This window comes from Bacillus sp. FSL R7-0166 (assembly GCF_038008935.1).
Lineage (GTDB): Bacteria > Bacillota > Bacilli > Bacillales > Bacillaceae > Bacillus > Bacillus altitudinis.
Window position 1 is genome coordinate 2,853,329 of the sequence record NZ_JBBPAC010000001.1, and the last position, 26,167, is coordinate 2,879,495.

Annotated in this window: 28 protein-coding genes and 1 pseudogene; 9 read left to right on the top strand and 20 right to left on the bottom strand. The window is 41.9% G+C overall.

Annotated features, from left to right (window positions below):
* Window positions 1-10 precede the first annotated feature (10 nt).
* Window positions 11-304, bottom strand: a complete 294-nt coding sequence (locus NST01_RS14830) for a WXG100 family type VII secretion target (RefSeq protein WP_003213769.1) — start codon at window positions 302-304, stop codon at window positions 11-13.
* A gap of 407 nt (window positions 305-711) precedes the next feature.
* Here NST01_RS14830 and NST01_RS14835 point away from each other — a divergent pair, with 407 nt between their 5' ends.
* The 3 genes from NST01_RS14835 (at window position 712) to NST01_RS14845 (ending at window position 3,901) form a co-directional block, all read left to right on the top strand.
* Window positions 712-1,941, top strand: a complete 1,230-nt coding sequence (locus tag NST01_RS14835; protein WP_025207915.1) for a PucR family transcriptional regulator — start codon at window positions 712-714, stop codon at window positions 1,939-1,941.
* Between the two features lie 110 nt (window positions 1,942-2,051).
* Window positions 2,052-3,188 carry an alanine dehydrogenase gene (gene ald / locus NST01_RS14840; protein ID WP_008345903.1) on the top strand — a complete coding sequence of 379 codons (1,137 nt, stop codon included), beginning with the start codon at window positions 2,052-2,054 and terminating at the stop codon, window positions 3,186-3,188.
* 116 nt (window positions 3,189-3,304) lie between these two features.
* On the top strand, window positions 3,305-3,901 hold the full coding sequence (locus NST01_RS14845; protein WP_041091835.1) for a biotin transporter BioY: 597 nt from the start codon (window positions 3,305-3,307) through the stop codon (window positions 3,899-3,901).
* Between the two features lie 47 nt (window positions 3,902-3,948).
* Here the strand turns inward: NST01_RS14845 and NST01_RS14850 are convergent, their stop codons facing one another.
* Both NST01_RS14850 and NST01_RS14855 read right to left on the bottom strand, forming a co-directional pair.
* Window positions 3,949-5,277, bottom strand: a complete 1,329-nt coding sequence (locus tag NST01_RS14850; protein WP_008345907.1) for a Na+/H+ antiporter family protein — start codon at window positions 5,275-5,277, stop codon at window positions 3,949-3,951.
* 139 nt (window positions 5,278-5,416) lie between these two features.
* Entirely contained in the window at window positions 5,417-6,907 is a 1,491-nt protein-coding gene (locus NST01_RS14855) for a leucyl aminopeptidase (RefSeq protein ID WP_008346787.1), read from the bottom strand.
* A gap of 326 nt (window positions 6,908-7,233) precedes the next feature.
* On the opposite strand from NST01_RS14855, the gene NST01_RS14860 reads away from it, so the two are divergent.
* Window positions 7,234-7,710 (top strand): divergent PAP2 family protein, encoded by a 477-nt coding sequence (locus tag NST01_RS14860; RefSeq protein ID WP_008346791.1) that lies wholly within the window; start codon window positions 7,234-7,236, stop codon window positions 7,708-7,710.
* Between the two features lie 40 nt (window positions 7,711-7,750).
* Here the strand turns inward: NST01_RS14860 and NST01_RS14865 are convergent, their stop codons facing one another.
* The 4 genes from NST01_RS14865 to NST01_RS14880 form a co-directional block, all read right to left on the bottom strand.
* Window positions 7,751-8,395, bottom strand: coding sequence for a 3D domain-containing protein (locus NST01_RS14865; RefSeq protein ID WP_341042053.1), 645 nt, complete (start codon window positions 8,393-8,395; stop codon window positions 7,751-7,753).
* 99 nt (window positions 8,396-8,494) lie between these two features.
* Window positions 8,495-8,815 carry a YuiB family protein gene (locus NST01_RS14870; RefSeq protein ID WP_003212933.1) on the bottom strand — a complete coding sequence of 107 codons (321 nt, stop codon included), beginning with the start codon at window positions 8,813-8,815 and terminating at the stop codon, window positions 8,495-8,497.
* An 81-nt stretch (window positions 8,816-8,896) separates the two neighbouring features.
* Entirely contained in the window at window positions 8,897-9,022 is a 126-nt protein-coding gene (locus tag NST01_RS14875; RefSeq protein ID WP_008346797.1) for a YuiA family protein, read from the bottom strand.
* Window positions 9,023-9,157: 135 nt separating this feature from the next.
* Window positions 9,158-10,375, bottom strand: a complete 1,218-nt coding sequence (locus NST01_RS14880; protein ID WP_162149727.1) for an NAD(P)/FAD-dependent oxidoreductase — start codon at window positions 10,373-10,375, stop codon at window positions 9,158-9,160.
* A 390-nt stretch (window positions 10,376-10,765) separates the two neighbouring features.
* On the opposite strand from NST01_RS14880, the gene yumC reads away from it, so the two are divergent.
* Window positions 10,766-11,764 (top strand): ferredoxin--NADP reductase 2, encoded by a 999-nt coding sequence (gene yumC / locus NST01_RS14885; protein ID WP_039168937.1) that lies wholly within the window; start codon window positions 10,766-10,768, stop codon window positions 11,762-11,764.
* Between the two features lie 46 nt (window positions 11,765-11,810).
* Here yumC and NST01_RS14890 read toward each other — a convergent pair whose 3' ends face one another.
* Entirely contained in the window at window positions 11,811-12,017 is a 207-nt protein-coding gene (locus NST01_RS14890) for a hypothetical protein (protein WP_008346803.1), read from the bottom strand.
* Window positions 12,018-12,219: 202 nt separating this feature from the next.
* On the opposite strand from NST01_RS14890, the gene NST01_RS14895 reads away from it, so the two are divergent.
* Window positions 12,220-12,636: a hypothetical protein gene (locus NST01_RS14895; protein WP_217816343.1), complete on the top strand. Its 417-nt coding sequence runs from the start codon at window positions 12,220-12,222 to the stop codon at window positions 12,634-12,636.
* Window positions 12,637-12,753: 117 nt separating this feature from the next.
* Here NST01_RS14895 and erpA read toward each other — a convergent pair whose 3' ends face one another.
* From erpA to NST01_RS14910, 3 genes are all read right to left on the bottom strand, one after another.
* Window positions 12,754-13,116: an iron-sulfur cluster insertion protein ErpA gene (erpA, locus tag NST01_RS14900; protein WP_017358921.1), complete on the bottom strand. Its 363-nt coding sequence runs from the start codon at window positions 13,114-13,116 to the stop codon at window positions 12,754-12,756.
* A 73-nt stretch (window positions 13,117-13,189) separates the two neighbouring features.
* Window positions 13,190-14,044 carry a diaminopimelate epimerase gene (dapF, locus tag NST01_RS14905; RefSeq protein ID WP_116306149.1) on the bottom strand — a complete coding sequence of 285 codons (855 nt, stop codon included), beginning with the start codon at window positions 14,042-14,044 and terminating at the stop codon, window positions 13,190-13,192.
* A gap of 270 nt (window positions 14,045-14,314) precedes the next feature.
* Window positions 14,315-14,551 (bottom strand): YuzB family protein, encoded by a 237-nt coding sequence (locus tag NST01_RS14910; protein WP_008346813.1) that lies wholly within the window; start codon window positions 14,549-14,551, stop codon window positions 14,315-14,317.
* Window positions 14,552-14,806: 255 nt separating this feature from the next.
* Between NST01_RS14910 and NST01_RS14915 the strand changes: the two genes are divergently transcribed.
* Complete coding sequence (locus NST01_RS14915; RefSeq protein WP_017367978.1) at window positions 14,807-15,874, top strand: NAD(P)/FAD-dependent oxidoreductase; 1,068 nt, start codon at window positions 14,807-14,809, stop codon at window positions 15,872-15,874.
* A 48-nt stretch (window positions 15,875-15,922) separates the two neighbouring features.
* Here the strand turns inward: NST01_RS14915 and NST01_RS14920 are convergent, their stop codons facing one another.
* Both NST01_RS14920 and NST01_RS14925 read right to left on the bottom strand, forming a co-directional pair.
* Window positions 15,923-16,153, bottom strand: a complete 231-nt coding sequence (locus NST01_RS14920) for a WYL domain-containing protein (RefSeq protein WP_017367979.1) — start codon at window positions 16,151-16,153, stop codon at window positions 15,923-15,925.
* A 100-nt stretch (window positions 16,154-16,253) separates the two neighbouring features.
* A complete protein-coding gene (locus tag NST01_RS14925; RefSeq protein WP_017367980.1) occupies window positions 16,254-16,583 on the bottom strand; it encodes a YuzD family protein in 330 nt (109 codons plus the stop codon).
* Between the two features lie 121 nt (window positions 16,584-16,704).
* On the opposite strand from NST01_RS14925, the pseudogene NST01_RS14930 reads away from it, so the two are divergent.
* Window positions 16,705-17,004, top strand: a pseudogene (locus NST01_RS14930) (NifU family protein).
* Window positions 17,005-17,048: 44 nt separating this feature from the next.
* Here the strand turns inward: NST01_RS14930 and NST01_RS14935 are convergent.
* The 6 genes from NST01_RS14935 to yutH form a co-directional block, all read right to left on the bottom strand.
* A complete protein-coding gene (locus tag NST01_RS14935) occupies window positions 17,049-19,019 on the bottom strand; it encodes a S9 family peptidase (RefSeq protein WP_326115115.1) in 1,971 nt (656 codons plus the stop codon).
* 102 nt (window positions 19,020-19,121) lie between these two features.
* Window positions 19,122-20,054 carry a homoserine kinase gene (thrB, locus tag NST01_RS14940; protein ID WP_007500423.1) on the bottom strand — a complete coding sequence of 311 codons (933 nt, stop codon included), beginning with the start codon at window positions 20,052-20,054 and terminating at the stop codon, window positions 19,122-19,124.
* Complete coding sequence (gene thrC, locus NST01_RS14945; protein WP_206115705.1) at window positions 20,051-21,115, bottom strand: threonine synthase; 1,065 nt, start codon at window positions 21,113-21,115, stop codon at window positions 20,051-20,053. The genes thrB and thrC overlap by 4 nt, the downstream gene beginning before the upstream one ends.
* On the bottom strand, window positions 21,115-22,416 hold the full coding sequence (locus NST01_RS14950; RefSeq protein ID WP_017358915.1) for a homoserine dehydrogenase: 1,302 nt from the start codon (window positions 22,414-22,416) through the stop codon (window positions 21,115-21,117). The genes thrC and NST01_RS14950 overlap by 1 nt, the downstream gene beginning before the upstream one ends.
* A gap of 222 nt (window positions 22,417-22,638) precedes the next feature.
* Window positions 22,639-23,607 (bottom strand): 2-hydroxyacid dehydrogenase, encoded by a 969-nt coding sequence (locus NST01_RS14955; RefSeq protein WP_341042058.1) that lies wholly within the window; start codon window positions 23,605-23,607, stop codon window positions 22,639-22,641.
* A gap of 74 nt (window positions 23,608-23,681) precedes the next feature.
* Complete coding sequence (gene yutH, locus NST01_RS14960) at window positions 23,682-24,722, bottom strand: spore coat putative kinase YutH (RefSeq protein WP_007500419.1); 1,041 nt, start codon at window positions 24,720-24,722, stop codon at window positions 23,682-23,684.
* A gap of 113 nt (window positions 24,723-24,835) precedes the next feature.
* On the opposite strand from yutH, the gene NST01_RS14965 reads away from it, so the two are divergent.
* On the top strand, window positions 24,836-25,336 hold the full coding sequence (locus NST01_RS14965) for a phosphatidylglycerophosphatase A family protein (protein ID WP_029575457.1): 501 nt from the start codon (window positions 24,836-24,838) through the stop codon (window positions 25,334-25,336).
* 42 nt (window positions 25,337-25,378) lie between these two features.
* On the opposite strand, the gene NST01_RS14970 is transcribed toward NST01_RS14965, so the two are convergent.
* Window positions 25,379-26,149 carry a TIGR01457 family HAD-type hydrolase gene (locus NST01_RS14970; RefSeq protein WP_008346835.1) on the bottom strand — a complete coding sequence of 257 codons (771 nt, stop codon included), beginning with the start codon at window positions 26,147-26,149 and terminating at the stop codon, window positions 25,379-25,381.
* Window positions 26,150-26,167 lie beyond the last annotated feature (18 nt).

Below are 26,167 nucleotides of genomic sequence, written 5' to 3' on the forward strand. Positions count from 1 at the left end.
ATCCCCTTGATTAGCCGCGGATTTGGCTAGCGATGTCTTGGTCAGTGCTTTCAAGTGTATTTGCAGTTTGATCAAGCTGATTGCTGACATCTGTTAATAGATCAGACATTTTGATGAATGAAGGTTTAAGCTGTTCGTATTGATCAGCGAATGCTTCACTAGAAGCACCTTCCCACATTCCTTTTAGGTCAGAGATCATTCTATTTAGACGATCAACTTGGTTTAACACTTCTTGACTTTCAACACCATATTGCTTAGCGGTCGCTCTTAGTTCTTCTGGGGTTACGCGAATAATTCCTGACATATTCCTCATTACCTCCCGTGCATAGCCGCCATATAATGGGCTAATCCACTTATTTTTTGACGTTATTATTATAAAAACAGAAATGATACACAGTCAAACAAATCTGTTTTTATTTTACAAAATGAGTCTATAGAATTACTGTTTTTTCGCTCTTTATCTAGTATTTAACAATTTTTTGGTCATATATTCTTAATAAAAGGGCGTGCACTTCGATGAATCTTTCCGCCTATTGATTTTTTACTACATTATTATTGTACTATTTCTTTTTGTGATCAACGCATGACCAATGTGCTCATTTCTCAAGCTTTTTGTTTTTTTAATGATTATGGCATTTTCTTGTTGATTTACGTACCTGATTCTCTTCATAATGTAAGTACGTGAAATATTCGAAAAAGCAGGGGTTTTTTATGACAAAAAAGACAGATCCATTTAAGTATAGCCTTGATCGTTTAGAGGATGTGGCAGACCAAATTAGTGATGTGCTCAATTGCCCTATTACTATAGAAGATACTCATCATCGATTATTAGCCTATAGCACACATAATGATTTCACTGATCCCGCCAGAACTTCAACCATTATCTCCCGCCGTGTACCGGAAAAAGTCATTAATCGGCTTTGGAAAGACGGTATCATTCCTACACTCCTTAAAACAGATGAACCGCTTCGCGTACCTCAAATTGCAGAAGTCGGTCTATCCAGCAGGGTTGCCATTTCCATATGGAAAGACAAAGAGGTGCTCGGCTTTATCTGGGCAATTGAATCCACGCAGCCTTTTTCAGATGAAGAAATGGACCTTCTCAAGATGGCAGCACATGCCGTGAAAAACAAATTACTCAATTTACAAATTCGAAAAACGAAAACAGAAGAACGCAATCAGGAGCTATTTTGGAAGATGCTCACAGGACATATTCATGAAAAGGATGAGATGCTTGATCTCTTCTTGAGGCTTGGGATGAGATGTCCAGACACGTATGCCATTATTATCTTTCGCCTTCGTGATGAACTCACAGAAGATACGGAAAAGAAGCTCTCCTATCTACTTGAAACAACGCAGCAAGTGCAGGTGCTGTTAACGACTGTTGATTTTAACGAATTCATTATTCTTGTCTCGCCAAAAACAGAACATCCGCTTCAAGATATTAAACAATTCACAAGCGGCATGCTAAAGCAGTTGTCTGATCGGTATCAGATCCATCACGTTCAGGCGGCCATTGGTGGAATTTACGATCACATTACTCATATTCAGCCATCCTATAAAGAAGCACTGGCCGTCTTAAAAACAAAAGAACGCTTTCCTGTGGAAACAGAACGATTAAACAGCTTTTCTGAACTGGGTATTTATCAATATTTAGATGTGCTTGCAGAAAAACGAAAGGGATCGTCTTATTCCAGTTACTCTTTATCAAAGCTTGAGGATTACGATCTCAGGCATCATTCCAACCTCGTCGAGACCCTTGAACGGTTTATTGATTGTGACAGCAACGCCAATATCGCCGCAAAGCAGTTAAATATTCATATCAACACACTGAATTACAGACTGAAGCGGATTACGGACATTGCAGAAATTGATTTAAAAAACATGAATGAGAAAATGACTATTTATCTTGATATGAAGCTAAAAAACGTCCCTTTGTGAAATTTCACAAAGAGGCGTTTTTTAATTTTTTCATTCAACCGAAGAATTTTCTAAACTTTCAGGATACACTAGACATACAATATCAATAGATAAGCATAGGAGGAATTGATATGATCATCGGCATTCCGAAAGAGATTAAGAACAATGAAAACCGGGTCGCATTAACACCAGGAGCAGCATCTCAATTGCTTTCAGCTGGACACCAGATTTTAATTGAAACGAACGCTGGTTTTGGAAGCGGATTCACTGATGACGATTATGTATCTGTTGGTGCAGAGATTCTTGATCAAGCGAAAGATGTGTGGGCATCTTCTGATATGATTATGAAAGTAAAAGAACCATTACCAGAAGAATATTCATATTTCAGAGAAGGTCTGATCTTATTTACGTACCTGCATCTTGCAGCAGAGCCCTCCTTGGCTGAAGCATTAAAACAAAAAGGTGTGACAGCCATTGCTTATGAAACGGTAACGGACGGAAAATCACTCCCTCTATTAACGCCAATGTCTGAAGTAGCAGGTAGAATGGCTGCTCAAATTGGTGCTCAATTTTTAGAAAAGCCAAAAGGCGGAAAAGGCATTTTGCTCGCCGGCGTGCCAGGAGTATCGAGAGGGAAAGTCACCATTATTGGCGGCGGTGTCGTTGGAACAAATGCAGCGAAAATGGCGATAGGACTTGGCGCAGATGTCACCCTTATTGATGTAAATGCGGAACGATTACGTCAGCTGGACGATCAGTTTGGTCATCAAATGAAAACGTTAATGTCTAATCCTGTTAACATTGCAGATTCAGTGAGCGAGGCAGACCTGCTCATTTGTGCGGTTCTCATCCCAGGTGCTAAAGCACCAACCCTTGTCACAGAAGAAATGGTGAAACAAATGAAGCCTGGTTCTGTCATTGTCGATGTAGCCATTGACCAAGGCGGGATTGTGGAAACAATCGATCATATCACAACACATGATCAGCCTACTTATGAAAAGCACGGCATTTTACATTATGCTGTTGCCAATATGCCAGGAGCGGTTCCGAGAACATCGACAGTTGCTTTAACAAACGTCACGGTCCCATACGCACTGCAGATTGCAAATAAAGGCGCTGCAAAAGCGATCAAAGAAAACAAGGCGATTGCTGAAGGCGTCAATGTGATGAACGGACATATCACCTATGAAGCTGTCGCTCGTGATCTCGGCTATGATTATGTGCCTGTTAGTAAAGCCCTTGAAACCTCTTCCATGACCGAAGCTTAATATCTAGCCCGCCCTTTTCAGGGGCGGGTTTTATTGTTAACCTAAAATAAAAATGAGTTGACAAAAGAACCTCTTCCCCTTAATCTATTTGTACAGATAAGACAGGGGGAAATATCATGCAAAAGAAGACAAGAACAGCTGACTTTGTGCTCGTCGGGATGTTTGCTGCGCTCATGGCTATCGGAGCCAATATCACATCCATTGTGCCATTTTTACAGGTCGGCGGAATCCCACTTACGATGCAGCCGTTTTTTTGTGTGCTTGCTGGTCTTTTGTTGGGCAGACGACTTGGCGCATTGGCCATGATTGTCTATGCTCTTGTTGGGATCGCTGGTGCACCTGTATTCGCACAGTTCTCGGCGGGTCTCGGCGTTATTTTAGGAAAAAGCGGTGGCTTTGTGTTATCATACATTCCTGCTGCTTGGCTTGCCGGATTCATTCTTGAAAAAAGACAAAACCCTGGTTTTGGCCGCTTTTTATTTGCAGCCATTGCAGGAACGACCGTGATGTATGTGATCGGGACAACTTATACATACATCGCATTAAATGTATGGCTGAACGCACCAATCTCTTATCAAACCACATGGTTCTTCATGATGTGGTTTATGGTAAAAGACTATGCACTGACCATCCTCCTTGCGATGCTGGCACCTAAAATTTATCGATCGGTTTCAAAAGCCACATCCTTTCGAAAAGAACAAACAGCTTCCTAACATCAGAAAAGGTTCCTTTACTCTATGAGTAAGGAACCTTTTTTCATTTATAGCATAATTGCCGCAAGCCAGCCGAACAAGACGAGCGGGATATTATAAAAGGCGAATGTTGGGACACATGTACCCCAAATGTGGTGATGCTGTCCATCCATATTCAGTCCAGATGTTGGTCCGAGTGTACTGTCGCTTGCAGGTGAACCTGCATCTCCTACAGCCGCAGCTGAACCAATAATCGCAATAGTCGCCATTGGGCTGAACCCTAAGTGTAAACAAAGCGGTACAAAGATCGTCGTAATAATCGGAATCGTTGCAAATGATGAGCCAATGCCCATTGTCACTAGCAGACCCACCAGTAGCATTAAAATGGCCGCTAAGCTTTGGCTGTTTCCGATAAATTGAGAAGATGCCTTGACGAGAGATTCAATATCTCCTGTTTTCGTTAAAACATTGGCAAATCCAGCTGCAACAAGCATGACAAATCCGATAAATGCCATCATGTTCATGCCAGATGTAATCAGCGCATCTGCTTCATCGCGTTTCATCATTCCCGTTACAAACAAGACAAGCAAGCCTGCAAGCGCACCGAAGATCATCCCTTCGACTCCAAGGCTTTGAGAGAGATATAACTGAACAATAAGTGATACAAGGATCGCAAGTCCAGCAAAGAATAAGCTCTTTTTTGTATATGCTGATTTTTCTACATCCGTAATGTCACGATTTTCATATGTTTTTGGCTTACGATAGACAAAGAGTGAAACGATCAAGCCAAGAACCATGCCGCCTACAGGAATCAGCATCGCATACGGAATGTCTGCTAAATTCACTGTTAAACCTGCATCTTTCATGTTGTCACGAAGCATTCCATGAAAAATCTGTCCAAAACCGACCGGAAGTAAAATATATGGTGCAGTAAGTCCGAAAGTCATCACACATGCTAGCAGTCTGCGGTCAATTTGAAGCTCGTTAAACACCTTTAATAATGGCGGGATTAAGACCGGAATAAAGGCAATATGAACAGGAACAACGTTTTGAGAAAAACAAGATACGATCAAAATGACCAGAATAATGAGCACTTTTGATAATGTTTTTCTTCTTGAATCGCCTTCTTTTCCAAGAAGCTTTACTGCTCCTTCGACCATAGCATCAGGAAGACCCGTTTTCGTCAGTGCGGCTGCAAATGCACCTAATAGTGCGTAACTAATCGCCACTGTCGCATTTCCGCCAAGACCGTCAGTGAACGCTTGAACTGTTCCCCCTAGACCTAATCCACCTGCAAGTCCGCCCGCTAAAGCGCCAAGTGCCAGCGCAATCACGACATTGACCCGCAGCAAGCTTAATATCAACATTAAAACAACCGCTAAAACAACTGCATTCATGGTGAAACCTCCGAAATCCTTTAGTTTACTAATGTAGTAGATAATTAAAGTACCAACGTATGTTACCATAGAAAATTTACTTCGTCAAATGGCGTATGTCCTACATAAAAAGCTCTGCCAGTTGGCAGAGCTTCCGTTGTTATTTCTTCGGTTCAAATCGTTCCACAAATGTCGCTAATGATCTGACCATCACACCTGTTGCTCCTGTTGGACCAAAGCATGAAGGCTTTTCTGTCGTGGCTGTTCCTGCAATATCTAAGTGAACCCAAGGGGTGTCTTCAGCGAATTCCCCAATGAATGCACCTGCCATGATCGCATGACCATCACGACCTGGTGAGTTATTCAGATCAGCCATTTTACTGTTTCTTACTCGTTTTTTATCTTTTTCGGTGATTGGCAGCTGCCAAATCATTTCCCCGCATTCTTCTGATGCCTCTTTAAACTGGGCATACAGTTCATCGTTATTGGTCATCACGCCTGTTGTTTCATTCCCAAGTGCCACAATGACACCGCCTGTTAATGTCGCAACATCCACAAGCACAGAGGCGCCATGCTGCTTCGCATAGGTCACACCATCTGCTAAAACAAGACGACCTTCTGCATCCGTGTTAAGCACTTCGATTGTTTTGCCGCTTAGTGAGACAATGACGTCATCTGGCTTCATCGCATCTGCTGAGACCATATTATCTGTTGAGGCGATGACCGCAATGACATTCTGCTCTGGACGAAGTTCACCGATGATTTCCATTGCGCCTAAAACAGAGGCTGAACCGCCCATATCTGTTTTCATCCCCACCATACTTGCTCTTGGCTTTAAGGAATACCCACCTGTATCATACGTAATGCCTTTACCGACAAGGCCGATGACGTCTGTCCATTCTTCCTTGCCTTGATATTTCAATACAATCAGCTTCGGTGGTTCTGTTGAGCCTCTATTAACGGCTAGAATACCGCCCATTCCGAGCTCTTCCATTTGTTCTTTATCTAAAATTTCAATCTCGAATTCATATTTATAAGCAAGCTCTGCCGCATAGGATGCAAGATCAGAGGACGTGAGCATGTTCGGCGGCATATTCACAAGTGTACGAGCCGAATTGACCGATTGTCCGTAGACTTCGCCCACTTTCAGACTTGCCTGAATTTCGGCAGCATCATGATCCGTTGTTGCATAAACAAATTCGATAAAGCGATCCGGTTCATTCGTTTTATGTTTAAAATCTTGTAATTCATATGTAGCTAAAAGGCAGCTTTCAGAAAGGGCATGGGCTGCATCTTGAACAGGCAGATCCTTTCCTGTAAATGTATCAAGCAAAACCGAAACTGCTTGCTTTTTATCTTGATGAAGCTTTTTAAATAAATGCGCAAACACTTCCTTTGCCTCTTCAAACGTGTAATCTGACTCCTTCCCAAGCCCGACAAAATAAATGCGTTTAATGCCGGTTTCAGGGGATGGGAAAAATTTCGAAAGCTGATTTCGCTTAGACGAAATATCGCCTTCTTTTAGTAATTCAGTGATTCTTCCTCCATGTAATTCATCCATTTCTTTTGCTTTTCCTGATAATTGGCTCTTTTGAAAAAGTCCGATGGCCAGTGTATCTTTATGTTGCAACTCATTTGTCGAGAAAAACATATTTATCACACGCTCCTTCAATGAACTCCATATTTCACATTGGAACTTCTATTATATCAAAATTTATGTGCTGATACGATCATTGCCAGCCTGTCTTCCCTTGAAGAACATTTATATTTTGGCACGCGGAAGGGCATCATGAAAAAGCGGCAGCGATCCATAGCAGCCTGTCCATGGTCTCCTCGTTCCACATCTACTTTCTTTAATGTTATAATGAACATGGACTTGGCAACAGTTCTTACTGCCATCATTTTTTTATCTTACTAGGGTAAATACTTTATCATTTCGCACGTTATTTTTTCTTAAAGAGAGGATGTTTCTTGTTCATGAGCGTACTGACGAATTTTCCGCTGCTTGCCAGCCTTGCAGCCATCTTTTTTGCACAATTTGTAAAAGTACCGATTCAATTTATCATTTCTAGACGACTAGATTGGTCGCTCATTACAAGCACAGGCGGAATGCCAAGTTCACACTCCGCAGCAGTAACAGCACTCTCAACAGCAGTTGCTTTAGAGCACGGGCTAGGAACATCTATTTTTGCCATTTCCGCCATCTTTGCCATTATTACAATGTTTGATGCGACAGGTGTTCGCAGACAGGCAGGAGAACAGGCAACTGTCCTGAACAAACTGGTCACAGATTTTAACCGGTTTGTTGCCGAGGCAAAGAACTTCCCAAATGCGGAAGAAAAAGAGAAGCAAAAGAAATTGAAAGAGCTTCTTGGGCATAAGCCGATTGAAGTCTTCTTCGGCGGCTTAACAGGAATCTTGCTCACACTCATCTTAGATTATTACTTCATGTAGAAACGAAAAAGCTTTGGACCTTTTGAGATCCAAAGCTTTTTTATTCTTTATTGGCTTGAAACTGCTGCCGGAACACTTGCATCGATTCTGCTTCATTCAACTGATTTAAGTCTTTTTCTGTCAGCGTCCCTTCACCCTTTTTAATCACATAAACGTCCAGCACCTTTTTACCCCATTCTCTATACACATCATCAACCGTTTCATAATATAAATCAAGCTGATGACCTTTAATCGCTTTCCCAGTATCTGCGACTACACCATAGCCATAATTGGGGATAAACAGGACAGTTCCTATCGGAAAGACAGATGGGTCCGCTGCCACGGTTGAATATAAATCACGTTTTACTTTGACGCCTGAATATGTAATGCCATATGCATGATGTTCTTTCGTCTTACCTGTTGATTCTACTCCTGCTGTATAACCTGTGGCGACAACCTTTTGCTTCGGATAATCGTTCCAATTAAATGCTTCTTCGAGAGAAACAGCACGCAAATCATCACTTTTCACCGCCATCGTCTGCCTTTTTGGATGCTTTAAAAAAGAAGATACGTGCTTACCGGCATCGGTCTCTTTCACCCATGCAGCGAGATCACTTGGTTCTACGCCAGATATGCCCGTAAAGCTTGTCATCAAGGCAAGCATAAACAGACCTGTCATGAACAATCGTTTCATCCATGTTTTCATTTCTATTTGTCACTCCTCTACCCATCTATTTGTTTCCAAACAAAATGGAAACTATGCAAAGGAGAAACAAAAAAACCCACTTGCGTGTAGACAAGTGAGTTAAAACATTTGATAGCCTCTTTTACGAAGGGCATTGATGACAAAACCTGAGGCAATGGCACCAATTAGACCACTTAATAAAATGATGATATCTGCCGCAGCAAGAGAAACGATGCGGTCTCCTATCCCGGAAAAAGCAATGCCTGGTTCTCTTACATAAGCGATCATCTTTTGATTATTGATAATGAAAAGGCATACAATTGGATATAAAATTGCCATAATCCATGACATTCTCAGCAGCATATTCAGCAAAAAGCCAATGCCGAAGAATAACACGAAAAATAAAATAACTGAAATGATAACGACTGGTAAACTGATCACTTCATCTCCACCCCCAAATATCCCATCATTAGTTTAACTTGGAAATAGAGATGAAGTCAATCAATGGAAAAAGCCGTAAGATTAATGCTTCTTTCCTGTCCCTTTACATTCCTCACATGTTTCTGATCCGCCGAGCAATAACTGAAAATATCCTTTTCCTGAACAATACTGACAAGTTGACTTTTTTTCTTTCGTTTGTGCATTCATATTGCTCACTCCTTAATCTAAATTTTCTGATAATTCATCATAACATATTTTTCTGTCCAGTACCAAGTGAGAAAATATTCCGTCAAACATGAAAAAACGTGTACCACAGGGATACACGTTTTTGTCTATATCGGTTTAGAAGAACTTGAATTTTCCTTTTTTCAGAACAAGTCCTGGTCCGCCAACCATGAATAATGAACGGTTGTCGATGATTTTTTTCATTGCAGAAGCTTTTGTTCCTTGAAGTTTTTTACCAAACGCAACACCTACAGCGTCGTGTTCACCAAGAGAAGCAACTGTTCCTTTGATGTCTGGCTTAAAGCTTTCAAGCGTGCCACCTTTTACTAGTGCTGCAAGGTTTTTCGCTACTGTTTCACCTTGCTGCATCGCAATTTGTGCAGTAGGTGGGTATGGACGATTAATTTCTTCATTGATGATTAATGAGCAGTCACCGATGATGAATACATCTTCATTTTCTGGTACACGAAGATCTGGAGACACTTTTACGCGGCCGCGCATGTTTTCAAATCCAGCTTCTTCAACGATTGGGTTACCACGTACACCAGCAGCCCATACAACAGTTTCAGCTTTGATTTCTTCTGTATCATCGTCTTTTCCAACAATGATGCCCTCAGGCGTACATTCTTTGATCGCTGTACCGATTTTGAACTCAACACCTTTACCTTGAAGGTAGTTCATCGCATAGTCGATCAATTCAGGATCAAATCCTGGAAGAGCTGTTGGTGCAGCTTCTACACAGATAATACGCACGTCTTTTTGATCAATATCATACTCTTTGCAAAGCTCAGGTACACGGTTTCCAAGCTCACCAAGGAACTCAATACCTGTGAAGCCTGCACCGCCGACAACGATTGTCAGACGCTCTGGACGCTTTTCAGCATCTGTATTATAAGTCGCAAATTGAAGCTCAATATGCTCACGAAGCTGACGAGCAGAGTTGATGTTAGAGATTGAGAATGCATATTCTTTCAGTCCTGCAATACCAAATGTTTCAGGAACAGCACCAAGCGCAACAACAAGGTAGTCATAAGAAAGTTCGCCATCTGATGTCACAACTTTCTTCTCTTCCTTATTAATGCTTTCAACTGTTGCTTGTACAAAGTTGACACGGGAACTGTTAATCACATCTTTGATTTGATAACGACAACGGTCATGATGAAGAGTACCTGCACTTGCTTCATGTAACCATGTTGTTTCGTAATGATAATTATGCTTGTTCACAAGAGTAATGTCCGCATCATTTGTGCCAAGCTGTTTTGTTAATCTTGTTACAGTCATTAATCCGCCATAACCTGCACCTAATACAACGATTTTCGGTTTATTCACTGGAATCACATCCACCTTTTTTAAATTTGCTGTAAAACGGATAAAGAATTACATATCGTTATTCTCAACCGCTTTGCGGCATTTTATGAAATTTAAACAAAAAAATAAGTATGTGAAAATCTGAACTTTCACCTACAAAAAACGAAAGCATTTGACCGTATCCGACAAAAATTCATAAAAAATTAATATTTAGTTCCCTTAACAATAATAGCGAGTTCTGCTCCTTTTTTCAAGGCTTTAAACTGAAAATCCTTAGGATAAACGGTCTTTCTCTCTTTTTTCCCCTTTTCACAGCATCGGCATCAAAAAACGACAAGTTTTTCAAAACAAGTCAAACGACGATATGTGGTATGATATGATATAGTGATAACAATTTTCATTTGGGAGGATTAAGGAATGCAAGAAGATTCTAAGGTATATGACATTACCGTTATCGGGGGCGGCCCAGTCGGATTGTTTACTGCGTTTTACGGAGGCATGAGACAGGCAAGTGTGAAAATCATTGAAAGCCTTCCTCAGCTCGGCGGTCAACTATCCGCTCTTTACCCTGAAAAATACATTTATGATGTGGCTGGTTTCCCAAAAATCCGCGCACAAGAATTAATTGATAATTTAAAGGAACAAATGGATAAATTTGATCAAACCATTTGCTTAGAGCAAGCTGTGGAAACGGTTGAAAAACAAGCAGACGGTATCTTCAAACTCGTTACGAATCAAGAGGTTCATTATTCAAAAACGATCATCATTACAGCTGGTAACGGTGCATTCCAACCGAGAAAGCTTGAGCTAAGTGCAGCAGAATCATTTGAAGGAAGCAACCTGCATTACTTCATCAATGATCTGAACCAATTCGCCGGGAGACGTGTTGCTGTTCTTGGCGGCGGAGACTCTGCGGTCGACTGGGCACTGATGCTTGAGCCAATCGCAAAAGAAGTGTCGATTATTCACCGTCGTGATAAATTCCGTGCACATGAGCACAGTGTAGAAAACTTGCACAACTCGAAAGTCAATGTGCTGACACCATTTGTCCCAACGGAGCTCATTGGGGAAGACCGCATTGAACAAATTGTGCTTGAAGAAGTCAAAGGCGATAAAAAGCAAGTACTAGATGTGGACGACGTGATCGTCAACTTCGGTTTTGTTTCCTCCCTTGGACCAATCAAACAATGGGGCCTTGAAATCGAAAAGAACTCTATCGTGGTCAAATCCACAATGGAAACCAATATCGAAGGCTTCTATGCGGCAGGAGACATCTGTACGTATGAAGGAAAAGTAAAATTAATCGCAAGCGGATTTGGTGAAGCACCAACTGCTGTGAACAATGCCAAAGCTTACATGGACCCGAAAGCCCGTGTACAGCCGCTTCATTCCACAAGCTTATTTGAAAATAAATAAGAACGGATCAAAAAAAGGAGTTCCATCTGCGGAACTCCTTTTTTGTTTATTTAAAAATCCCAATATAGGCATTCGCCATTCCAAGTACCATTGCAGCAAGTAACACCACAACAATTCCTGCCACAACCAAAATCACCCGATCCTTCACACGTTCCTTTTTCGGAAGCGGCTTGTCTATCCCGCAAGATGGACATGTTTTTGACCGATACGGAATCAGTTCATGACAGTTCCTGCAATTGATTTGTTCACTCAAACCTTAGCAACCTCTTTTCTGATGACAGTTTATGTTTGGTTCTCATGATACTCTTTTCGAGTGGAAATAGCCAGTTGTGAGGACAAGCTGTAACAAAATTGAGCGATTTACAAATTGTTTAAGAAGGAATGGAATGAATGAAGGTTTGATTGGTTCAACCGATATAAGAAGGAGAAGATTGTCATGAAGGATAGGTGGAAAGATGATAAAGCGTTTCATGATTAGTTTAAGCTTGTTACTGATGATTGGCGGTTCAGTTGAAGTGTTTGCAAAAGACTATAACAAACATTATGCTCAATTCGCTGCCGGATTGAATATGGATGTTGATCAGCTAGAACCTTTTTTAACACATGTGTCTACTTCGATTTTAGATGCTGGTTTGAGTGATCAAGAAATCAAACAGATACTCACCAACGTTCGAAAAATGAATAAAAACAATGAAACAAAAAGAATGGGCATCTTTGAAGTGGTTTATCTTGGAGAACGAGCCAAGATGAAAATTGAGGTTGAAGTTCATGTGGAAGATGGCAATAAAGAAGTGGTGATCTATATGTTTAGCACCCAAGATTTGGTGGATGTCTTGGATAAAGAACTAATGAAAATAGAAGAAGCCATTTGAGAAAGAGACGCTGAATGAGTGTCTCTTTTATATTTGTCTTTCTTAATAAAACAAAAAAAGCCTTCTTGTTCATAAAGCAAACAAACAAGAAGACTCATCTTTATCCATGGTCAGATATTAACACTCTTCCGGCGTACCGGTATTCGTGGCTGTTCTGAACGAAGAACCGCATCCGCATGACGCAATCGCGTTCGGATTGTCAATCGTGAAACCGCCACCCATTAGTGATTGTTTGAAATCAATGATGGTGCCGTTCATGATGTCAAGGCTTTCGGAGTCGACAAGGACCTTGATGCCCTGCTGTTCGAACTGCGTGTCTTTCTCTGAGACTTCATGGTCAAAGCCCATCCCGTATGAAAGACCGCTACAGCCGCCGCCTTTTACGCCCACTCGCAGGAACGCATTTTCTTCTTCATGTTCTTTCATCATATCTTTAATCTGCAATGCAGCAGCTTCTGTAATCGTTACTGGTGTACTCACGATCATCCCTCCTTTTGACTGGATGTTTCTTTTCAATTATAAACGTGATGTTGCCTTTTCTCAAATAAATGGTTTAGAGATAGAATGTGCCGTCACAAATTGTTTCAGCAGGTCCTGTCATCAGCACATGGTCATTGTCTTTCCAGCGAATGATGAGGTCTCCGCCAGCTAGATGAACGGTCATATCCGTTTCTTTTTTCGCATGTCCATTCACAATCGTTGATACAGCCGCAGCACATGCTCCTGTTCCGCACGCTTGCGTAATCCCTGATCCTCTTTCCCACACGCGAAAATGCAGTTCTGTTTCACTGACACGTTCCACAAATTCTACATTGACGCCTTCTGGAAACATGTCATGCTTTTCAATGATTGGCCCAAGTGAATCAAGCGGCGCCTGTTCAATGTCTTCTAAATAGAAAACGATATGGGGATTCCCCATTGAAACAGCTGTTCCATTTAAGGTCGTCGTGCCAAAATCAAGCGGTTCATTAATCGTTGTACTGGCCGGTTCACCAAGCATTGGTATCGCTTCTTTTTCAAAACGAGGTTTACCCATATCTACTGTCACTAACTGAACATGACCATCCTGCACATGAACGGTCGCCTCAACGAGTCCTGACAATGTCTCAATCTGGAACGTTGTGTCTGTTACGATTTGATGCTCATACACATATTTTGCCACGCAACGCAGACCGTTACCGCAGTTTTTCCCCTCAGATCCATCATTGTTGAAAATGCGCATCTTCACAGGCGCAACATCTGATGGGCAAATGAGGATCATTCCGTCTGAACCGATACCTGTATAAACAGAAGAAACGCGGATCGCTATCTCTGACAGCTGCTCTTCTGGAAGCTGTTCCTTCATCTGATTGACGTATATATAATTGTTTCCTAGTCCGTGCATTTTCGTGAATTGAAATGATGTCATGAGCGTCCTCCAAAAATGTTGTTTCTTTATAGTATAAAAGGAGTCGATTCAGGAGACAATCTTATCATCCCCCGTTTTTCATACATAGAAGCTCTTTGCTGCCATGGCAAAGGGCTTTTATTATGCATATGCCCCTTTTTCTCTCGTGTGATGCTTCATTTTGATGATATTTTATTAGCATAACATATTGGATGCGCTTTCTACACTTTTTCCTAAAAAACGGAAACTGAATATATGAAAAAAATGCACCTCATGACCCATGTGGTGCATTTAAAACATGTCGTTTTCCTCTATAAAAGCATAAATACGCTCGACTAGCTGCTCTGCATTTTCTCCTGAAACAAATTCTCCATTCACAAGCGCAAATGGGGAGTCCATACATTTGCCGCAGTAGCTTAAACAGCCGTATTCCATTACATCTAAGTTTGGGTCTTTTTCTAGCTTCTCTTTTGCTTCTTGAGACCCTTGTGCAAGATTACTTACACAAAATTCGATCAGTGGAAACACTGTGCTTCACCTCACATTTGCCTTACTATCCTACCGAAATTCCTTCTATTAGTCAAAACATGAGCTTCAATAAATCGTTACGCCTATTCCCCGTAAAATGTTTTACTATTTAGGACTAAGTAATGAATATGTAGGTTATTTTGAAACAATTATTGTGGTTTCACAGTAAATTCGATATAATTTTATTTGGTATTTTAACTTAAAGTTTTTTAGTATAAGTGTTTTTCAATGTCTAGGGGGAAAAGGAGAATCGTCATGAAAAATTTAGTCTTGATCGGCGGAGGTTACGGGAATATGCGGGTTCTCCACCGCTTATTGCCAAATCAATTACCTGATGATGTTACTATCACATTAATTGATCGAAATCCTTACCACTGTTTAAAAACAGAATATTATGCACTTGCTGCTGGAACGATCTCTGATCATCACATTCGAGTATCTTTTCCAGAGCATCCGAAGCTGGATATTCAATACGGGGAAGTAGAAAAAATTGATATTGAAAACAAACAGATCTTATTTAGCGACCGTGAACCGATTCCATATGATGATACGGTAATCGGACTCGGCTGTGAGGACAAGTATCACAATGTCCCTGGGGCGAAAGAACATACATACAGCATTCAAACCATTGATCAGTCAAGGCTTGCGTATAACAAATTAAACAATTTGAGTGCAGGTGCAACGGTTGGTATCGTCGGTGCTGGACTTAGCGGGGTAGAGCTAGCCAGTGAACTACGTGAAAGCCGTTCTGATTTAAACATCATTCTTTTTGACCGCGGAGAACTGATTCTTTCCAGTTTCCCAAAAAGATTAAGTTTATATGTACAAAAATGGTTTGAAGAAAATGATGTAAAGATCATTAACTGCGCCAATATTACAAAGGTTGAAGAAGGAGTTGTGTACAACCATGACGATGCCATTGAAGCAGATGTCATCGTGTGGACAGCAGGAATTCAGCCAAGTAAAGTCGTGCGAGATATGGATGTTGAAAAAGATGCACAAGGCCGTGTCGTCTTAACTCCTCATCACAATCTCCCTGGAGATGAGCATGTCTATGTCGTAGGTGACTGCGCAAGCTTGCCGCACGCACCAAGTGCACAGCTTGCCGAGGCACAGGCAGAGCAAATTGTGCAATCTCTACAGAAACGCTGGAAGAACGAGCCGCTTCCTGAGGCTTACCCGCAGTTTAAGTTAAAAGGCGTACTCGGCTCTTTAGGGAAAAAAGCCGGCTTTGGTTTAGTGGCGGATCGTCCACTTGTTGGTCGTGTTCCAAGACTCTTAAAATCTGGACTTCTTTGGATGTACAAGCATCACAATGGATAAAATGATATGAATTTTTTCTCAAAGCTCCTTCTAATGAAGGAGCTTTTATTATGAAACGGCATGTACCGATGGATGGTTCACTTTGATAGGAGCAAGCGCAAGGATGCAGTCTTTACGAAACGTTCTGATCGTCTTCTTCGATAAACAATACGCTTGTATGAACTGTTCAGTTTGACGATGTACAATGATTTTTCGTTTCGAACACTCTCCATTTTTCTTCATATAAATCATATCAATCGGTATTTGTTGATGAAGAGATTGTTTTAGTAAATAATTCATGATGCTCACGCTCCTTTCATCTCATTATAACCGAACAAACGTTCTAAATCAACCTAAAAAGGAACGTTTGTTCTGTTTATTTTCCTGAAAAAAGAACAGCTCATTCACTGCTCTCTCGGTACCCGTATTTCTCCATTTCTTGATAAATATCTTTTAATTTCGGATTGCCCTCTCCAACAATTTGATCCTCAACAAGGACAAGCGGATAAAAGAATTCATCATCAAGAATTCGTTCAGACAATTCTTTTTGGCGTTCGTTTTCAGGCGGGTGCTCAATATCGATATATGTGATGCGAAACGGCTGATTTGGATATTTTCGTTTTAATGCTGCATCTAGCCACTCAAATGTATCTTTTGAAGAAGGCAGATTCACGCAACTAGCGCACAGGACATCTCTTCCATATACATAAAGATCAACGGTTTTGTTCATTTGACAAGCCCCCTATTCTTTCTTTATTTTAGCTGAATTTTCTGTATGAAAAAAGTCAAAATCACTTTTTGTTTCAAGATGAGATTGTGCTATAATGAGAAGGAAACTTTGAAACCAATCAATAGATTTTTATCGTCCAGATGAATATAATGGTGATATGTTGTGAAAGGAGCGATTATATCTAATGACTGAAGTCGAAATGAAAGACCAAGTACAGGAAGTACTGGACAAACTTCGTCCATTTCTATTACGTGATGGTGGAGACTGTGAGCTTGTAGACATTGAAGATGGCATTGTGAAATTACGCCTTCTTGGTGCATGCGGCAGCTGCCCAAGTTCAACCATTACATTGAAAGCCGGTATTGAGCGCGCATTATTAGAAGAAGTACCTGGCGTTGTAGAAGTTGAACAGGTTTTCTAATTCATATATGACATGAAAACGGCCCTTACTGGGCCGTTTTTTAATTAGGATAACTTCTCTCTAAACCATTCTTGAATAAAGGTCAGTCTTTGAATACGCTGCCCAGGGTGGCCACTTCTCGATAAATCATGAGAGGCCTTAGGAAACTTGACTAATCTCGTGTCTTTTCCAAGTTCCTTCAATGCCACAAAAAGCTGTTCTCCTTGATCGACTGGACAGCGGTAGTCTTCATCACTGTGCAGGATGAGAAGCGGTGTGTTCACCTGTTTTACATACTTTAGCGGCGAACGATCCCATAGCTTATCAACAGAGTCATAAATATCCCCATCAATCTGCCATTTTGTAAAGAAATAGCCGATATCACTGATGCCATAAAAGCTAATCCAATTTGAGATGGAACGCTGTGTAACAGCTGCACGGAAACGGTCGGTCTGTCCGACAATCCAATTGGTCATAAAACCGCCATAGCTGCCGCCCGTTACGCCAAGCCTTGTTTCATCAATAAAGTCATAGGCTTCGAGCACATGATCAACAGCCAGCATGACATCCTCATAATCAACGTCACCATAGCTGCCTCTTACCCGATCCGTAAACATCTGTCCGTACCCATGACTGCCATGAGGATTGATGTACACAATCGCATACCCTTCAGCGGCGAGCATTTGAAATTCATGAAAATACGTATGACCGTACATCGCATGCGGTCCGCCATGAATTTCTAAGATTAGTGGATATGTCTTCCCCTCTTCCATCTGAGCAGGCTTCATAAACCAGCCACGTACAATGTCTCCATCTTTTGACTGGAAAGAAATTGGTTCAGGTTCGGATATGACATGTTCCTTTAGAAAGTCATCATGCTCAAACGTGATTTGCTTGAGTGAGGATTCCCCTAAAGTCAGCTCATACAGCTCACTAGGCGAGACAGGCGAAAGACGGCTGATCAGCATTTTTGATTCGTCTGGATGAAGACTGAAATTCGTCACATGTTCTGCCTCTAAACGAACGGGATAGGCTAAGCCCTCAATAGAGAAATAATAAATTCCGGTACTCCCTTGATCAGAAACAAGCGCATAAAACCCCTGACTATCCTTTGTCCATTGTGGAAACTGATTGGCCTCACCCATAACACTATCCCCTGCCATACAGTTTCCTACATACATATCGAGCATTTCTGATAATTGAACGGTCTTTTTCTCCTTCAGGTCATGCAGCCACAATGATGGGAAGGTTGCATTCTGAAATTCACGTTCGTGTCCAATGTACAAAAGGCTTTCTCCATTTGGAGAAAATGATACAGTCGTGTAAGCGCCTGTTGATTGGGTAATTTTCTTGGATGTACCGTCCTCTAAGGAAAGGAGACAGATATCACTTATGTAAAACGTCTGAGGATTTGATTGAATATACGCAAGCCACTTCCCACAAGGAGAGATGACATGATTCACATGATGATGCGGCTCACTCGTAAGCATCTCTACCTCGCCGGAACGGACATCGATTTTTACAATTTGCGTCAGACGCCCATCTAAAAAGCCTCTGCCATCTGCTTTATAAGTCAAATCATCATATACGGCCGGAGCAAAGTCATCACGCTCTTCTTTTTTTTCATCATGAACAGATTCTTCTTGTTTTAATGAGACCGCTGCATAAATGAACGCTCCATCCGGTGAAAATACAGGTTGAGAGACGCCGTAAGGAATATTCGTTAAGGTACGAATGCCGCCGCCATCGCTCTGAATGAGTGCGAGCTGAGGGACTTCCTTTGGCTTCTGCAAAATAAACGCAAGCTGCTTTCCGTCTTTTGACCATGCTGGTTGATGATGCTTTCCATCATCAAATGTCCATTGAGACAACTCCCCTGTCTCTTCATCTCGAACCCATAAATGAATATTGTAATCATCCTTTTTTTCATTCACCGATACTTTTGTAAAAACAGCCTTTTTTCCATCTGGTGAATAAACTGGATGAGAAACAGACACAATTTGTGTTAAATCCTCTGCTGTTATCAATTTCTTCATCAATAGATCTCCCCCTTTTATGTATCAAAAATAGTTCGCTTCTCTAAATAATAATCCCTGCTTTTGTTATGAAAAACAAGGATAAAAAAAGAACGTGCGTCTTCACAGCACGTTCTTCATTTGATTCACAGAATGATGCTCGACGACGACACCTTCTACCGGCACCGTCAGTACATCCACTTCACAATGCGGGAAATTTTGGGCAAGCTGCTTTTTCAGCGCTTCTCCCTTCCCTTTTTCCACTAAGGTCAAAATAGTCGGCCCAGCACCGCTTAATGCCGTTCCATACGCGCCTTTTAATGAAGCAACGTGCTCCACCTTTGATAGCTCTGGGACAAGCATCGTGCGGTATGGCTGATGAAATAAATCTTTATTCATCATTTCCCCTACAAGCGGCCAGTTCTGTGTCATTAAGGCGGCGACAAGGACGTTACTCACTGCACTCGCACTCACGGCCTGTTTATAGGAAAAATCCTCTGGCAGGACATCACGGGCATCCTTTGTGAGCACTTCATAAAAAGGAATCACGACGACGACATCTACATCCACATGCTGCACTTTAACGGCATGTGTCTTGTCTTCTTCATGAAGACCGATGAGTAAACCACCGAATAAAGAGGCACCCGCATTATCTGGATGACCTTCTACCTCACTTGCAAAAAAGAGCTTCTGATCATCGGTCATCTTTAATTCAAGCAACTGATTGGCGAGCTCAATAGCGGCGACAATGGCAGCAGCGCTGCTGCCCAGCCCCCTCGCTAATGGAATATCACTCCACACTTTGACATGAACAGGCGGGAGTGTTTTTCCAAAGTCATCTGCGACCTTTTTAGCTGTTTGGTAGATCAGATTATCAGTGCCTGATGGAATACCAGACACGACATCTGTTTCTGCTTCAAACAGCCAGCTATCATGGTCATAGACCGATAGCTTTAAATAGCGGCTGAGCGCCATTCCGACTGAGTCAAAGCCTGGTCCTAAGTTGGCAGTGCTTCCCGGTACTGTGATTGAAAAAAGCATGGAGGCGTTACTCATACGCGTGCGGCCTTTTCTAAATGTTCAAGAATTTGATCTTCATCTGCATCTAGTGTGACCGGTTTGATGTGTGAAATATCAATCGCCGTATTCGGATCTTTTAATCCGTTTCCTGTCAGTACAGCGACGACTTTACTGCCTGACTTAATTTCTCCAGATTTCACTTGTTTGAGTACACCTGCAATTGATGCACAAGAGCCTGGTTCTGCAAACACACCTTCTTCACGTGCGATCAATTGATAGGCATGAAGAATTTCTTCATCTGTCACTTCATCAATTTTCCCGTTCGATTCATCTGCCGCTGCTACAGCTTGTTTCCAGCTTGCAGGGTTTCCGATGCGAATGGCTGTTGCGACTGTTTCTGGCTGCTCAATGACTTCATTTCGAACGATGGCTGCAGCTCCTTCTGCTTCAAAACCACGCATGACTGGCAGTCCAGTGCCTTTTTTCTCATGATATTCTTTGAAACCTTTCCAGTACGCTGTAATATTCCCCGCATTTCCAACAGGAATCGCCAGTACGTCCGGCGCAGCGCCGCCTAGCTGCTCACAGATTTCAAATGCCGCTGTTTTTTGTCCTTCAATTCGGTATGGATTGACGGAGTTAACAAGTGCGATCGGTGCTTTTTCACAGATGCTACGGACAATTTTCAGCGCATCATCAAAGTTGCCGTCAATGGCAATGATCTCTGCTCCGTACATGACAGCCTGCGCCAGCTTACCGAAGGCAATTTTTCCATCTGGAATGATGACAATACATTTCATATCAGCGCGCGCCGCATAAGCTGCCGCTGCTGCAGATGTATTCCCTGTCGATGCACACATGATCGTATCATTGCCTTCTTCTTTTGCCTTTGCGACGGCCATGACCATCCCGCGATCCTTAAAAGAACCTGTAGGGTTGACGCCTTCTGTTTTCACATGAAGTTCAATCCCCAGTTTTTCGGAAAGCTTTGCGAGATGAATCAGCGGTGTGTTTCCTTCATTTAATGTTAGTTTAGGTGTTTGTTCGTTTACTGGTAAGAATTCTTGAAATTCTTCAATGAGTCCATTCCACTTCATCAGCTTAAACCGTTCCCTTCTACTCGGTACGTGCTCTTCACTTGAACCACCACGTCGAGATCGTTTAATGTTTGCAGGATATTTGAGAAATCTTCTTCTGATGTTTGATGTGTAATAATCACAATTTCAGCAAGCTCATCATGCCCTTTGACAGGAAGCTGCAGGATCTTTTCAAAGCTGATGCCTCTTTCAGAAAAAATCGATGTAATGCGGGAGAAAGCTCCGACTTGATCTCTCACATGTATTCTTAAAAATTGCTGAGCAAATACTTCGGATGATGATTTGATTTTCTTCTCAAATTGCGGTGCAATAAATCCACTGCCATTCACACCAAGACGCATGTTTTTCATAACAGCGACTAAATCAGAGACAACAGCAGTTGCCGTTGGCAGGCTGCCTGCTCCAGGTCCGTAAAACATCGTTTCTCCGACAGCACTTCCGTAAACATAGACAGCATTAAATTCATTGTTGACGGAAGATAACGGGTGATGATCAGGAAGTAAAGTTGGCTGTACGCTGACCTCCACTTTCTCTCCGTCCCTTTGGGCAATTCCAATCAGCTTCATTGTATAGCCAAAACGTTTACTGAAATTAATGTCCTCATCCGAGATGTCAGAGATGCCTTTCACTTTCACATCCTCTAAGTCTACATTCATGGAAAAGCCGAGTCTTGCCAGGATGGCCATCTTTCTTGCCGCATCTAGTCCTTCTACATCCGCCGTCGGATCTGCTTCTGCAAAGCCAAGATCCTGCGCTTCTTTTAATACATCTTCATACGCACTTTTATCGACATTCATTTTTGTTAAAATAAAGTTCGTTGTCCCGTTCACGATTCCCATCATTTTTGTGATGCGGTCAGAGGCTAAACCTTCCTCTAGTGTACGCAAAATCGGAATCCCACCTGCGACACTCGCTTCATAGTAAAGGTCACAGCCGTTTTCTTTTGCTACATGCAAAAGCTCTGTGCCATATAGCGCCATTAAATCCTTATTAGCTGTAATGACATGCTTCTTCTCATTTAATGCATCTATTAAATATTGTTTTGTCTCTTCAATGCCGCCCATTACTTCAATTATGACGTCGACCTCTGGATCTCGAATCACATCGTATACTTCAGTTGTGAAGACCTCTCTTGCCACATCCACATCTCTTTTTTTATCGGGATTGCTCACAAGCACTTTTTGTATTAATACCGGACAGCCGATCTGGTGCATTAATTTATCCTGATGATCTTGAATAATCTTAACGACACCGCTCCCCACTGTTCCTAATCCTAGTAGTCCAACTCGAATTGCCTTCACCTGAAATTCCACCTTTCTCCGTAAATGTCCTCTCTAAAAAGACATTTGTTAACCTAACACAGACATTTAATGTACACACATTATAAAGGGGTATCCTCATTTTGACAAGGTAATAAAATAAGAGAATATGAGAATGAAACCGCTTAACAGCTATTTATATCAAGATTCTATATTTTCAAAATATTTTTGTAAGAAAAGCTCCCGAAGCCGGGAAGCTTGAGATTACGCCTGAACTGGCGTTTTGGCTTGCTGATCTTGCAGGACAAGCGCAATATTTTCAGCACATAAATGCATCATGTTTTTTCTCGTTTCAACACTTGCACTTCCGATATGAGGAAGCACTGTTACATTTGGTAATGTCGTTAACGGGTGATCTGGGCTGACTGGTTCCTTGCTAAATACATCCAGACCTGCTCCTGCAATTTTTCCTGTCGTGACAGCATCATATAAAGCCTCTTCGTCTACCGTCTGCCCTCTGGAAACGTTGATGAAGTAAGCCGTGTTCTTCATCTGCTCAAATGCTTTCTTATTAAACATTTCTTTCGTTTCAGGCGTTAAAGGCGTCAAACAAACGATGAAATCAGACTGCGTAAGCAGCTCATCAAATGCGGCATAGGTCACACCTAGCTGTGCTTCTGCTTCTGGCTTTCTTGAACGATTATGATAAAGCACATTCATATCAAAACCTTTTGCCCGCTTGGCCAGTGCAGTTCCAATACTGCCCATTCCGACAATCCCTAACGTTTTATGATGAACATCAGCACCGGCTAGAAGAAGCGGCCCCCAGCCTGTCCAGTTCCCATCCTTAATCCAATCACTCGCTTCGACAATTCGTCTTGCTGACGCCATCAAAAGCGCAAAGGCTAAATCAGCTGTCGATTCTGTTAAGACGTCCGGTGTATGACATACCGTGATCCCGTGCTTTTTAGCTGCCTTTAGATCAATATTGTCATAGCCGACCGCGAGATTCGCGACCACTTTTAGATTTGGAGCATTTGATAAAAGTGTCTCATCTACTTGATCTGACAGCATCGTGAGCAGCCCATCTGCTTGAGCAGCTTGTTTTTCTAACTCTTCTCTTGGACACGGCTCATCCTCGCTCGTCCACATGTCAATATGAGCGACTTCTTTTAATGGTGTAAGTGTTGTTTCATCAAGCTTTCTTGTGATATAGACATAAGGTTTCGTCAAGAAGAACACTCCTTTGGTTGATTTCTTTAAGCATAACGAAAAACGCCTCAAGAGAAAAGAGACGTTTCATCTGTTCACTGAAACTTCAAATCAGCGGATTGATGAATCCATCCAACAGGAGGAATGAGATGCCCACCGCTGCGCATGGCACTCAATTCTTGAAACACCTTGAGAAAATATTCGTAGCGGTTCGCATCATTTAAAACATAATCTAATCGTTCTTCATAATAAGATTTTTCATTTTCTCCTGACATATAATAACCTTCGACAATTTCAAAATAATGAAGCGGAAACAGAAGACGGCTGTATAACAGTCGCTTTGAAAATGATGAAAGAGGCGTAACCTGCTCATATTGCTGCAAAAAGGAGAAGCCCTCTTCAATTAAATCCTCCTTATGCTGGACAAAGGTTTCTCTTAAATATTCTGCGATGTCTCTTGTTGGATGGTCAAATACCCAGTCAACAGGTAAACGAAGCGGCTGCTCATGTGGCCAGGTCATACGTGAAAAGCGCTGATGACAAACAGTACCTGAATCACATTCTTTTGGTTCATCATCAAGCTCTGTATCCACTAAATATTGAATGGCATTTTCCGTTAATCCAAGATAATACGGAAAGGATTCAATGAATTTCTTTTCAAATCGTTCAAGTGGTTTTTGATGCATTTGCTGCATCCAAAAGCCTTCCAGCTGGTCTAACCGTTTTGCCCATAATTCCTTCCAAGCTCCGACACGTTTTGTTTCAGACACCTCATAAGGAAACCCTCTCCCCCTGACATGAAAGGCCGCCAGCTCTGGTGCGTGCTGAAATGAGCGGCTTGTGACCCGCGGTGCTGCCTTTAATAGAGCGTACAGTTCTTTTCCATGGGTAAAAGTCGGTTTCTCTTCATTTGTTAATTCAAACACGGCAACGTATGGGTCACCGTCATTCAGTAAATACTGACTGATATGATAAAGCTCTGTGAGTTCTTCTTCTCGCAAATGAGACACGGGAACAATGATGAAGAGAGCTTTCGCCGTTTGAAAGCTCTGATAACTGCCATATGGCATAAATTGACGCACATCAATACCAAATGTGTGATAAATGGTTTCTTTCATGATTTCACCTGCGTTCATAAAATCAGTCTCTTATCATATCGTAGTCGCAGGTTGAGGGATTTATGAATACTATTTACTATCCGAAGCTTTTTCACACGTTGTGGACAAATTACGAGGATTGGGTGAGGAACATGCCGCATCATCATGAGATGAACGAAGTAGAAAAAACAGCAAGACGCCGTTTACAAGAACGAGGCGTAACCATTCAAGATATAGCAGACCTTGTCTTCTTTTTACAGGAAAAATATCATCCTGGCTTAGACATGACAGAGTGCATCCACAATGTGGAACGTGTCATCGCAAAACGTGAAGTCCAAAATGCCATCTTAACAGGCGTTGAACTAGACGTTCTCGCTGAGCAAAAAAAGCTGACAGAACCGCTGCAATCCATTCTTGAAACAGATGAAAGTCTATATGGTGTGGATGAAATTTTATCCTTTGCCATCGTTAATATTTATGGCTCCATCGGCTTTACGAATTACGGATATATCGATAAAGAAAAACCAGGGATTCTTGGGAAACTCAACGATAAATCCACAGGCGAATGCCACACCTTTTTAGATGACATTGTCGGTGCTATTGCTGCGGCGGCATCAAGCAGACTGGCACATAGTGCGAGAAATGCAGAATAAAACACAAAAGAGGACGTGCGTCTGACGCTTGTCCTCTTTTGATTAAGATAATCGTTCAATCCACTCAGATAATGAATCAATGACATAGGTTGGCTGTTTGTCATATTTCTGAAGCAGCTCTTTTGTCGTGACGCCTGTATGGACAAGCAGTGTATCCATCCCTGCGTTCATCCCTGCCATAATATCGGTATCATAGTTATCGCCCACCATGAGCGTCTCTGACACATCTGTCCCGAGCACCCGCATGGCCTGTTCCATAATGATAGACTCTGGCTTTCCAATAAATGTTGGCTGCACTGTTGTCGTAACCGTCAGCACAGATGTTAACGATCCATTTCCAGGTAACAGCCCTCTTTCTGTCGGAATGGCAATATCCCCATTTGTTGAAACGAATTGTGCACCTTGACGGATTGCAATGGCTCCTACCGCTAGTTTTTCATAAGTAATACCGCGGTCTATTCCAACGACAACGAAATCAGCGTCTTCTTGACCAAACGACAAGCCTTTTTCTTCGATGGCCTGCTGAATGCCTTCTTCTCCGATCACATACACCGAGGCATCTTTCTTTTGTTCTGCGATATAGTTTGCCGTCGCCATACTTGTTGTAAAGACTTGCTCTTCCGTTGCTGGAATATCGAATGAAACGAGTTTCTCTGCTACTTGCTTCGGTGTGCGTGAAGAGTTATTCGTGACAAACAAATAAGGGATGTTCAACTCATTTAACTTGTGAACAAATTGCCCCGCCTCTTCAATCTTTTCTGTTCCTTTATACATCGTCCCGTCTAAATCAATTAAATAGCCTTTGTATTTCATGCTGCTTACAACTCCAAT